The organism is Streptomyces lothianensis (genome assembly GCF_047779955.1).
GTDB lineage: Bacteria > Actinomycetota > Actinomycetes > Streptomycetales > Streptomycetaceae > Streptomyces.
On sequence record NZ_JBLMKT010000029.1, the window covers coordinates 1 to 11139 of the forward strand.

At 68.1% G+C, this 11139-nt stretch carries 11 protein-coding genes and 2 pseudogenes; 4 read left to right on the forward strand and 9 right to left on the reverse strand.

Features of this window, described 5'->3' with window-relative positions:
• Window positions 1-189, forward strand: a 189-nt coding sequence (locus ACLF6P_RS09040; protein ID WP_415949354.1) for an integrase core domain-containing protein, incomplete at its 5' end; no start/stop codon positions are given.
• A gap of 290 nt (window positions 190-479) precedes the next feature.
• Here the strand turns inward: ACLF6P_RS09040 and ACLF6P_RS09045 are convergent.
• Window positions 480-755, reverse strand: coding sequence for a hypothetical protein (locus tag ACLF6P_RS09045; protein ID WP_415949355.1), 276 nt, complete (start codon window positions 753-755; stop codon window positions 480-482).
• 516 nt (window positions 756-1271) lie between these two features.
• Complete coding sequence (locus ACLF6P_RS09050) at window positions 1272-1811, reverse strand: hypothetical protein (RefSeq protein ID WP_415949357.1); 540 nt, start codon at window positions 1809-1811, stop codon at window positions 1272-1274.
• An 806-nt stretch (window positions 1812-2617) separates the two neighbouring features.
• Between ACLF6P_RS09050 and ACLF6P_RS09055 the strand changes: the two are divergent.
• From ACLF6P_RS09055 to ACLF6P_RS09065, 3 genes and pseudogenes are all read left to right on the forward strand, one after another.
• A pseudogene (locus ACLF6P_RS09055) lies at window positions 2618-2869 on the forward strand (response regulator); the annotation flags it as partial.
• A gap of 118 nt (window positions 2870-2987) precedes the next feature.
• A complete protein-coding gene (locus tag ACLF6P_RS09060) occupies window positions 2988-3269 on the forward strand; it encodes a winged helix-turn-helix domain-containing protein (protein WP_415949358.1) in 282 nt (93 codons plus the stop codon).
• Window positions 3270-3432: 163 nt separating this feature from the next.
• The gene (locus ACLF6P_RS09065) at window positions 3433-4650 is read left to right on the forward strand and encodes a glycosyltransferase family 2 protein (protein ID WP_415949359.1); all 1218 of its coding nucleotides are present in this window, start codon (window positions 3433-3435) and stop codon (window positions 4648-4650) included.
• 320 nt (window positions 4651-4970) lie between these two features.
• Here the strand turns inward: ACLF6P_RS09065 and ACLF6P_RS09070 are convergent, their stop codons facing one another.
• The 7 genes and pseudogenes from ACLF6P_RS09070 to ACLF6P_RS09100 form a co-directional block, all read right to left on the reverse strand.
• Window positions 4971-5963 (reverse strand): zinc-binding alcohol dehydrogenase family protein, encoded by a 993-nt coding sequence (locus tag ACLF6P_RS09070; protein WP_415949360.1) that lies wholly within the window; start codon window positions 5961-5963, stop codon window positions 4971-4973.
• A 165-nt stretch (window positions 5964-6128) separates the two neighbouring features.
• Window positions 6129-6539, reverse strand: coding sequence for a nuclear transport factor 2 family protein (locus ACLF6P_RS09075; RefSeq protein ID WP_415949361.1), 411 nt, complete (start codon window positions 6537-6539; stop codon window positions 6129-6131).
• Window positions 6540-6541: 2 nt separating this feature from the next.
• Window positions 6542-7348 (reverse strand): MBL fold metallo-hydrolase, encoded by an 807-nt coding sequence (locus ACLF6P_RS09080; protein ID WP_415949362.1) that lies wholly within the window; start codon window positions 7346-7348, stop codon window positions 6542-6544.
• 47 nt (window positions 7349-7395) lie between these two features.
• The gene (locus ACLF6P_RS09085; protein ID WP_415949363.1) at window positions 7396-8016 is read right to left on the reverse strand and encodes a DsbA family protein; all 621 of its coding nucleotides are present in this window, start codon (window positions 8014-8016) and stop codon (window positions 7396-7398) included.
• A 166-nt stretch (window positions 8017-8182) separates the two neighbouring features.
• Entirely contained in the window at window positions 8183-8677 is a 495-nt protein-coding gene (locus tag ACLF6P_RS09090; protein ID WP_415949707.1) for a MarR family winged helix-turn-helix transcriptional regulator, read from the reverse strand.
• A gap of 772 nt (window positions 8678-9449) precedes the next feature.
• Complete coding sequence (locus ACLF6P_RS09095; RefSeq protein WP_415949364.1) at window positions 9450-9653, reverse strand: hypothetical protein; 204 nt, start codon at window positions 9651-9653, stop codon at window positions 9450-9452.
• Window positions 9654-10694: 1041 nt separating this feature from the next.
• Window positions 10695-10896 (reverse strand): annotated as a pseudogene (locus ACLF6P_RS09100) (ATP-binding protein); the annotation flags it as partial.
• Between the last annotated feature and the right edge of the window lie 243 nt (window positions 10897-11139).

Here is an 11139-nt window from a genome sequence, read left to right on the forward strand (position 1 = left end):
ACCTTCAAGGCCGAACTGATCGAGATGCAGAGCCCCTGGAAGGACGTCGACCAGGTCGAGCGGGCCATCTTCCAGTGGATCACCTGGTACAACGAAGAACGCCTCCACTCCGCGCTCGACTACGTGCCACCGGCCGAGTACGAGGAAGCCTTCTGGCACAGCCAGGAGCAAACCCCGCAGTCCGCCTGAACCAATCAAGATCGGACTCTACGAAACTCGGGGCAGCTCACCCCGCCGTCAGCAGATACCCCAGTTGCCCAGCCATCGCGTCGGGGGAGGCGACTTACGAATGGAGAACCGCCTCCTCGGTCACCGCCAGAAAAACGTGCCCGGATTCGTGGATGATCCGGGACCGCCCGGCTTCCTTGCAGAGGTCGCGGAGCCGGTGAGCCACGGCTTCGCGTGCGGCCTGAGCCGAGGAGGATGGGGAGACTGGCATATGTTGGCGACCGGCGCCGTATTCTCAGCGGATCTTGCATTCATCGTGCGGGACGGCACGGTCCCACACGGCTTGGGACGCAGTGGCCCACAGGCTCACTGCGGGGGGCGCTGGACATTTCGTGGCCGGTGAGGGCGCCGTCGCCGGAGAAGTACCCCCAGCGGATGAGCCGGTCGTCGACGAGCAGTTCCGCGAGCGAGCCATTCGCACGCCATCGCCGCGTGAAGGCGTAGACGCGGTCCCACGCGGGGAACTCGCCCGCCATTGCTCGCCAGGTGATGCCGCCCGCCACCAGATGGCGAACCGTGTCCAACATCTGTCGGTGGCAGTACCCCTCCGGCTGCCCGCCACACCCTCCCCCAGCCACAGCGGCACCGGCAGACAACCGCGCACGAGGGCTCATTCCGTGTCCGCCATGTCCGACGGACAGCGCAGTGCACGTCCAGGGCGATCACCCGCGTTCCCGAACCGGTGAGCGACGCGAAAACACGATGGGGCAGCCCAGTTGAACTCCACGCGCACGAGAGCATAAGACGGCAACAACAGGGCCCCCTGGTGTGCTCCGGCTTCAACAACCATGAGCTGAACTAAAGGCCTTTCCTTCATGCGCACAAGCGGAAAATCACCTGCCAGAGTCGCCACACTCGAACCGATGTTCACCATCATCGGTACGACAACAGCTTCTCACCGTAGCTCTCGACAGTTTCGTCACGCGACCTGGGAGCCTCCACACCCTTGGTGTGCCTTGCTGGGAAACCTGGTCCGACCTGAATGCTGCGTGAGCGGCTGACCTAGAATTGACCAGAGTTCTCAAAGATTCGAGGGTGAGTCCTCATTTTTCGGCCACGAGGGCACGCCGGGCAGCCGCCAAGAAGATGAACCCCTGCTGCGTTCTTGCAGCTTCGGCTGACCTGAACTCCTCCTCACAGGAATCCGGACCAGCGTTGCTTACGGAGCGCAGGCATTCATACCAGGCAGTTCCGGCGCGATCCATGCGCCACATGGCTTCACGGAGCGACTGCACCACGTCCGCCATCTCATTGGGGCCAGCGATACTCACCGCATCCACTGTCTTCGTGAACGTGACCCACCCATGCTGCGCTTCCCGTACATACTGACGGCATTGCTCAGGCGACCTCTCATCAGAGAGCAAGAGATTAACCAGTTTCCACCAGGAGGCAGTTACATGCTTGGACGTCTCAATGCAAGTGAGATACGCCTCACGACGATTCTGTTCGAGTCGATGTTCACGGTCAATGATCTGTTGGCGTCGTTGCTGGGTGTTCTGACTGAGAAATGCGATGAACCCGCTTCCGAGTCCCCCCAGCACCCCGACGGCAGCGCCAATCACCCCTGCCAGCCCTGCGTCCATCACTGCACCCTTTCCAACCTGATGCTCTGGTCCGCCAGTTGGGCTGACAACGTGGTGCGGACTCCGGCAGGCGGCTCTCGACCGGAAGACCGCCTCCACCACAGGCTTCGCATGCTTGTCTACCCGTCCGGTATCGCCGTATCCAGTTCTGTCCAGTGCTTCTTGTGGTCAGGCTCCTGGCCCGCGGCCCCGCAGTGGAGGTCCTCACCGCTGCCGGCGACCCGGGTCTGGGCGCCCAGACCAGCGGCCGGGTGTGAGGCCACCGCACCGCAAGTTCAGGAAGAACTCGCCCGCCACCACGGCCGCCGCGAGCACTTGAGCGACATCGTCCAAGCCTTCGCCGGGCTGCTCACCCACCAGCAGGGCACCGGTACACGAACGTGAACACAAGCGCCGGTCGCTCCGCGGACCGTCGTGGCCGGAGGCACCGTCACCATCCGTGCCGTGCGCCTTCACCGCCACCGGTCAGTCGCCGTCCACGGTCACTGCCGACTCGCGGATGCCGGTGAGCCGGACACATCGTGTGGGCAGCGGTCTGCGGGAGGTGTCGACTCCAGGTTGGCGGTCCACAGCGTGCAGCGATCGTGACGGGCTGTTGCGCAGGGAGGTACGCAGCCACTGCGGGACAAGGATCTCCGCACGGGTTGCGTGCTCCCAGAGGGCCCATTCGGAATCTCCTGCGTGCTCGTGTACAGGCCGCTTGACCGGCTGAGCTGGTGAGCCCGCGGACTGGGGCTATCGTCCAGGCATGCAGCAGCCGACCGCCCGCCCCCCTGATCCTGTTCGCGCTGCGGGATCCGCGCGTGGTGGACATCGTGGGTGGCATGCTGCGCGAGCAGGGGCATGATGTGCTCCACGCCGCGGACGGCCCCGCCGCCCGGCGCGCCATGCGCGCCCGCTGCCCGCAGGGCGTGCTGCTGAGCCTTGATCTGCCCCGGTCTGATCCCTGGCAGCTGCTCACCGAGCTTCGCGCGCACGACCACGGGATGCCCATCGTCGTCACCGCGCCGGTGTACGTGGAGATCGATGCGGCCCGCGCGTACCGTCTGGGCGCTGACGACTACGTCGCCTACGGCCTCTCCAGGGATCAGGGCCTTCCTCGGCTCTCGGCCCGGGTTCCGCCGTCTGCTGCCCTGCCCCGAAGCACCTGGTGGTACGGGATCGACCGGGCATGTCGTGATCGACCGGGCCGCGCACACCGCCACTGTGGCGGGCAGGGCACTCGACCTCAGTCCATTGGAGTTCGATCTCCTCGCCGCCCTGGCCGCCCGGCCCGAGCAGGTGCTGAGCCACGGCCAGTTGCTGCGCGAGGTGTGGGGCGTCTACGGGGACGACGCTCCGGGCCGGGTGAAGTACGCCGTGCTGCGGCTGCGACGGAAGATCGCCGCCGCCACCGGAGGGCGTACCGGTATCTCCACCGTGCGGGGCGTCGCCTACCGCTACCGCCCGGTCGACTGACCCGGCGCGGCCGGGGCCTCCGTCACCTCCCGGCCTGGGACCTTCGTCCTGCTCCCGTTCCTCTTTTCGCTCTTCGCCCGCTCCGCAACCGCGCTGCACCGTTCGTGCACCCCTCCCGCAACCCTGCCACGCCACCGTGGAGGGGTGAAAAGGGGTGAACGGCATGCACTTGGGTGCCATGCGCGTGGTGGCGGTGGTGCCTGCGCACAACGAGCAGGACCGCATCGTCGCCACGCTCGTCGGCCTGTACCGCCAGCGGCACGTCCCGGACCGGATCGTGGTGGTCGCCGACAACTGCACCGACCTGACGGCTGCGCTCGCAGAGCGCTGCGGGGCCGAGGTGTTCGTACCGGTGGACAACCAGGACAAGGCCGGCGCACTCAACCAGGCACTGCTCGGGCTCCTCGACACACTGGGCGAGGACGACCTGCTCCTGGTCCAGGACGCGGACACCGTCCTGAACCCCGGGTTCGTGGCCTGTGCTGTCGATGCCCTCGCTGAGGACGAGGGTGTCGGCGCGGTCGGCGGCATCTTCTTCGGCGAGGAAGGCGGTGGACTGCTCGGGCTGCTCCAGCGGATGGAGTACGAGCGCTACGCCCTGGAGGTGCACCGCAAGGGGAACAAGGCCGTGGTGCTCACGGGCACGGGTACCGGCTTCCGGGCCCGGGTGCTGCGTGAGGTCCGCGCCGCGCGCCGCGCGGGGGTCCTCGGCGGCGGAGACGGCCACTACAGCCTGGCCTCGCTCACCGAGGACGACGAAATCACCAAGGCGGTGAAAACGCTGGGGTACCGCACGGTCTCCCCCGATGCCTGCTGGCTCGTCACCGAGATGATGCCGACGCTGCCCAAGCTCTGGCACCAGCGGATGCGCTGGCAGCGTGGGGCGCTGGAGAACTTGCGCGACTACGGACTGAATCGCGTGACGCTGCCGTGCTTCGGACAGCAGCTGATGCTCGGCGTCGGTGCGCTCGCCCTCTTGCTCTTCCTCACCTTCACGGTCCTGATGCTCGCCTCCCACGGCTGGCAGGGCTTCTCGCCGTTCTGGTCGGCGATCACCCTCCTGTTCGTCCTGGAGCGGACCCTGACGGTCCGCAAGGCGGGCCGCAGGGCCGTGCTCCTCGCCCTGCCGCTCGTCCCTGAGCTGCTGTACGACGTGCTGCGGCAGCTGGTGTTCGTGAAATCACTGATCGACCTGACCTTGCGCCGACAGGAACGCTGGGTCGCCACCCGACGGCCATCGGGCCGTAGAACGGAATCCTCATGTACGGAAAACCCATCGGTGCCGGCGCGGTTGGCGGCGGGGGCGCCGGGCTCGCCGCCACCGGCGGCGGCCTCTCCCCGCTCGCCGCCCTCGGCCTGGTCGTGGCGGCGACCGCTTTGATCGCCGCCGGCCTGGCACTGCGCAGCCTGGCCCCCGTCATCCGCGGCGGCGTTCCAGTCCGGCGCCCCCTGCCGGCCCCGGAACCGACGGGTCCGGACACACCGGCTTCGTCGCCGGGGCGAAGGTGAGGTACCTGCCGGTCTTCAGGCCGTGACCGTCAGAGCAAACATCCCGCGGGACCGGTGCCCGCCCGGCAGTTCCCCGCCCCCGCCCGGCAGGCCTCGCCCGCCGAAGCTCCGGGCGTCACGCCCCAGCACACCACCAGGGACTGCGCGCCGATGGCGACGGGAGGCGGGTCGTTCGGAGTGTGGCGGTCCGCTTTACACCGCGGCGGTCCTACGGCCGACGAGTTTGCCGACCTTGCGGCCTTCTTCCAGGTCACGGTGGGCGATACGGATGTCGTCCAGGGCGTAGGCGTGGACGGGGCCGAGGGTGGCCGTTCCGGTGGCGATCTTGTCGAGGTAGCTCTGCAGGACGGCCGGGGGGAGGTCGGCGGCGTCGCCGGCGTAGGCGGTCAGACGGACGCCGGTGGGCAGGTAGGCAATGGGGTAGAAGTCACGGACCGTCCACTGGTTGGAGAGCATGCCGGTGAAGCAGACCGTGCCGTGGACGCGGGTGGCGCGGAGGGTGTCCGGCAGGGTCGGCGTGCCGACGAGTTCGAGGGCGGCGTGGACGCCCGCTGGGACGACCGCGCGGACCTGGTCGGCGACGGTGCCGTCGTCGACCAGAGGGTGGTCGACGCCGTGCTCGGCGAGAGCCCGGGTGTGGGCCGGATTGCGAGTGGTGGCCAGCACGGTGGCACCGATGTCCTTGGCCAGGCTGGTGGCCGCCAGGCCGAGGGCGGAGGTGCCGCCCCGGATCAGCAGCGTCTGCCCCGGCGCGAGGTCCAGGCCGGTGGTGAGCGAGCCATGTGCGGTTTGCAGGGTCTCGGGCACCGCGCCGAGGGTCTCCCACGGGAGGCTGGAGGTGAAGGGGATGATCTGTGTGCGGGGGACGCAGGTGTACTCGGCGTAGCCGCCGTCGAAGGTGCGGCCCATGCCTCCCATCAGCGCGGCGACCTGCTGTCCAGGTGGCAGTCCTCCGTCCGGGTCGGCGTCGACCGTGCCGACCGCCTCGATGCCGAGCACGCGCGGAAAGGTCACGCCGTCGGCGAGACCGAGACGGGTGTGCAGCTCGGAACGGTTCAGACCGAACGCCTCGACCTTGATTCGCACCCAACCCGGATCAGGCTCGGGGAGCGGCAGCTCCCGCACGTGCAGATTCTCCACCGGCCCGGGGGCGTCGAGGACGGCAGCCTTCATCATCGCGGTCATGGAGACTCCTTGCGCCGGATCAGAGGTGGTCGAGGCGTAGTTCGCACCGCTCGGGGGGTGAGGGCGGCGATGACGGCACCGAACGCGGCAGCCGGTGCGTCGGCCTGTTCGGCCGTGGCGTCAACGGCGAAGTGGTCGCGCACCCCGGCGGCATGCACCGGCTCGTCAGCCGGCCATGGCCTCGCGGACGAGGGCAGTGTCGACGAACTGCTCGAAGCGGACGATCAGTCCGCCACGGACGACGAAGTGGTGGGCGACGCGGACGTTGATCGCTTTGTGGGTGGCCTTGCGGGTGGCGGTGTAGCGGGCGAGGACGACGACATTCTCGCCGTCGACGACGTAGGTGTCGTCGTGGGCGGTCCAGCCGTCCCACTCCTTGGCCAGCTGCTCCATCACGCCTGCGGTGACGCCGTCGGGGGTGCGGTAGGTGCCCGCCAGGGGGAAGCCGGCCATTTCCGTCCACTCCACATCGGGGGCGAGGGTGGCGCGCAGAGCGGCGAGGTCTCCGGCCGCGGAAGCCAGGTACTGGCGTCGTACGACGTCGGCGGGTGCGGAGGAGGTGACGAACTCGCTCATCGTCAGCCCCACTTCATTTCACCCTTGGCGACCTTCGCCCCGAGCTGGGCGGCGATCAGCATGCCGTTGTCGGGGTAACGCTTGACGAGCGCTTCGGTCAGCGCGGCGCCGTCGTCCGCCTTGCCGAGCTCTTCCTCGAAGGCGATGAGGTAGTCGCGGGTATGGGTGATCGCGGAGGCGTCGGCGGCGGTGCCGGGCAGCCGGTGGCCGGGGACGACCAGCTCCGGCTGGAGAGCGGCCATCTCGTCGAGCAGGCCGATCCAGACGGAACGGTCGCCCGGGGTGGGGGTGTCGGCGACCCAGACGTGCTCCTGCTGGAAGAGCAGGACGCCGCCGAGGAGGGCACGGTGCTCGGCCTGCCACAGGTAGTGGCGGTCGGGCAGGCCGGCCGGGCCGCCCCTGAGTTCGAAGCGGTGGCCTTCGAGGGTGAGGGCGCCGGTCAGCGGGGTGAGGTCGACCAGGCGGGTGGGCAGGTTCGGGCCGAGGGCCTCCCATGCCTTGAGTTTGCCCTCGTAGGAGTGCTTGATGTGCTCGATGACGACCGGGGTGGCGACGAAGACGGCGTCGGGGAAGGCGTCGGCGATCACCTCGGCGCCGAAGTAGAAGTCCGGGTCGCCGTGGCTGACGAAGACGGTGGTCAGTTTCTTGCCGGAGTCGAGGATCTCAGCGGCGAGGCGGTGGCCGTCGGCCCGGGTGAAGGCGGCGTCGACCAGCAGGGCCTCCTGCTCACCGGTGACGAGTGTGGCGGTCTTGTTCTTGCTGCCGGCCGGGAAGTCGAGGTCGAGGACCTTGAAGGTGAGGGTGCTCATGCGGGGCCTCCTGGGGAACGGGAATCCAGCGGGTGTGGGGACGGTGGTCAGGGCGCGGTGGTGAGGTCTGCCATTCGCCGGTCGATCTCGTCGGCGGTGGCGTGGCCGTGCGCCAGGACAGCAACGCGTTCGCCGTCGACGGCGAACAGGGTGGGGAAGCCGGTGACGCCCAGCTCGGCGGAGCGGTGGAAGTCGTCCGCCGCCGCGTGGTGCGCCTCGGGCGCGCCGAAGGCAGCCACGACGGCGTCGGCGTCCAGGCCGGCCTCCCCGGCGATCTTCCGGTAGGTCGCGGGGTCGGAGAGGCTGAGGCCGTCGGCGTAGAAGGCGCGCTGGAGGGTGCCGGCCAGTTCCGCTGCGCGGTCGGGGGCCGCCCTGCGCAGGGCGACGAAGCCGCGCGCGGCGGCCTCGGAGTCCATCACGAACGATCCGTCGGCGATCAGTCGCTCGTAGCCCTCGCCGAATTCGGCGCCGGTCAGCTCGGTGATCTGGGCGTTGGAGCCCTGGACGTAGCCGAACTCGCGGATCGGCACCCGGCGTTCCCCGGTGAACAGGCCGCCGGAGATCACCTGGACCGGCAGTTCGGGATGCCGGGAGGCAGCCTCGCGCAGAGTTCCTGAGAACCCGTGTGACCAGCCGCAGTAGGCGTCGAAGACGTAGACGAGCTTCATCGAAGGTCCCGGCAGTGATGTGGCGCCCGCTGAATGCGAGCAGTTCGTCTGACAGAACAGTAACTGACCAGTCAGATATTTTCTCGCCCGTGAGACGTCAGCCACACCGGTGATTCTCATTCCAGTGGATCAGTGAGGCTGCACGGCCGCAGCCGGAGGGGGCCGTTCAGGGCAGGCGAGGCAGAGCATCCCTGGCGGAGTGGCTCAGGATCCGCAGGTCCTCGGCGAACCGCTCCCGGTCCTCGGGCGGCAGCGGCTCCAGGAAGAAACGCCGGATGTTCTCCACATGCACCCGGGACGCCCGCATGGTGGTCTCCTCCCCCAGCCGGGTCAGCCGCACCAGCCGGCCACGCCTGTCACCGGGCTCCTCGATGCGCTCCACCAGCCCGGCCGCCTCCATCCGGTCCACCAGACGCGTCGCCCCACCCGTGGTCAGCACCTGCTCCTGGGCGATGGCCCGCATCTGCAGCCCGGGGTCGCCGGCCCGCCCGAGGATGATCAACACCTCGAACATCAGATGGCTGATGCCGCACTCCAGTTCCAGCGACCGCCCGAGGATGTACCCCAACCTGTTCGCCGCCCCCTGCAACCGCCCGAACGCCAGCACCAAGGCATGGTCCGCAGCCTCCTTCGGCGACGAGATCTCCGCCGGCTCTTCCACGTTCCCACCGCCCGACCAGTCCTCCACACCATGCATCCACCGATCATGCCTTGCGCGGCTTCCGGGCCCCACCCTGCCGGAGAATGCGGAAGGCCCGGATGGTGTCGCCAGCTCCCTCCGCCAGGGCCTCGCCGCCGTCACAGCCGGTCTCACCCTGCCGTGGAGCCCCGGCATCGTCGAAGGCAACGTCAACCATGTCAAAACAATCAAGAGGAGCATGTGTGGCCGAGCCTCGTTCCGGCTCCTCCGGGTCCGTGCCCTCACCCGGTCATGAGTTCGTCGGGCTGAGCTCATACAGTCGGTCCTGTGAACCCTCCAGAGCCAACTGATCCGCAGGCTGAAGCCGCACAAGGCCGTGTCGCTCTCTGGCTCGATCCGCAGGACCTGCGCTGGCTGGCCCACCACTGCTGCTGCACCGACGACACGACAGATGAAGACAGAGATCGTTGCGGGCGCCTCCAGTTCCGCGCCGGCGCCGCCTTGCACAAGAACCGGCACCCTCGCTGAATGCCGGCACACACGTCATCACGGAATCGTGGTCACAGCCCCGTAAGTCACCATCGGGCACCCCATCGCTCGGAGAATCAGCAACGGCCGACTGGCGCTGTTCGCTGCGTCCACTTCGCTCTGCCAAGACGTGAAGCCGACGCTGACGCAGTTCCACATGAAGGCGTTTTTCCACTCCGGGCGGCCCTTCGCCGGGCCGCTCAAGGCGGCGATCACCTTCTCCTGGAAGATCGTGCGTGCTGAGAGACACTCATGTATGAGCGGATCAGGCCGCGTTATGGTGGTCGCCGTCTCGACGGTTCGACGCCCCGGGGTGCTGGTGCACGGTCGCCGTCGGGGCGGCCGACCGCCGGTGCCTGAGGTCGTAGAGTTCAAGGGCCGCCGTGACGAGGAGATACAGCACGGCCATCGTGAGCAGCAGTGCCGTGAAGAACGTCCGGTAGAACTCGATGGTCAATGTGGTCTGCATGACCCCTCCTGAGACTCGCCCTGCCTGCCACTTACAGCCAACATGTCCCGGTGAAGGCGCGCCCGGGGCCATTCGTCCTCAGTGAGGGCCCGAACGGGGCAGCTGGGGGCGTTGCGGCAGGGAGGGGCCGCCCGGTGGCCGAGATACTGGGCCGCGCTCGCCCGGCTGGAGGCCGCGGAGGTCCTGATCGGCGAGTGCATCGAGGCCGGAGGCGCGGGCGGGATGCGGCTGATTCCGGATTGCACGCAGGGACGGCGTTTGCCAAGTTCGATCCCGTCCGCGCTGAACAAGCGGCCCGTGACATCGCCGACGACTCGTCGCGGGAAGCAGGCTTGGCTGAAGTTGCTGTCGCCCTGGCCCGACACGCTCAGAACACCGCCGGAACAAGCCGAGCGTAGAGATTCTGGAAGTCGGCACCCGTGCCGAGGGGCAGTATGGCTACGAAGCCCCGATCCGCGAGATGTCCCAGCGCCTGGAGATGCAGGGCATCACGCCATCGGTTGCCCTGGCAGACCTGGCCGAGGGTCTGGGGAGGCGGGCAGAACCTGATCCCTGGTCAGAGTGCGTAGGGGTAAAGACTGACCTTGTCGCGCGGGACGAAGAGCTCGACCCACGTATCGGCGGCCTCCTCCGGCACCGGATCAGCAAGGTCCAGCAAGATGTTCGTGCCATCGAAGTCCAGCAGGGCAGAGCTGCCTTCCGTGAGGCTCAGCAGTCCCCGCAGAACTACGCAGTGCCCGCCAGTTCGAAGTGCAGGACCGGTACCGACAGCCGGCTTGGCGTTCCGCCCCCCAGACGATGTCCTCGTCGATCGTCCACTCGACGTGGTACTCGCCAGGCTCCGCGTCGCCCTCCCCGCACCACCGGACCGCAGTGTGACCAAATGAGGTCCGGGCATCTGCAAGCCGAGGACTTCCGGGGTACGTTGTGATCTTCACCAGTTCGACCAGCACCGCTCAATCATGCAGCGCCCGCGTTGCTGCCGGAACCCGTGCTGTTCAGGCACGACCTTGCACGTGTGCGGCGGAACATGTGCGCTCTGCTGAAGGTCTTGTTCGAGGTCAGGATGATTGAGCCCTCTTCGTAGCGCTTGGAGATCAACTGAAGGACCAGGATTTGCCTCAGCGCGTTCGAGGGACTGGTAGCCGGCTTCGTCGACGACGAGAACTCCGGGCGGCAGGTAGGTGCGGAGCTTGCTGTTGAGGCGGCCGGCCGCCTCGGCGGCCTTGAGCTGGCGGACCAGGATGACAAGGTCGGCAGGCCGGTGAACCGTGGGGTGCCGTCCTGCAGGTGCTGAGCGTGGTCCCACCATGGAAGAACTTGCCGGCGAGCCCGCCCATCCATGCGGCCCGCCTCAGATCCGCGCCGGAGTGGATCCCTGGTCACCGGCTCAGCCGGGCAGGCCATCTGCGCTCTTCGGACACCCTCCAGGCGGTGCTGGAGGTCCCCGTACGGGGAACCCCTGCCCGCCCCGCACCAGTTGCGG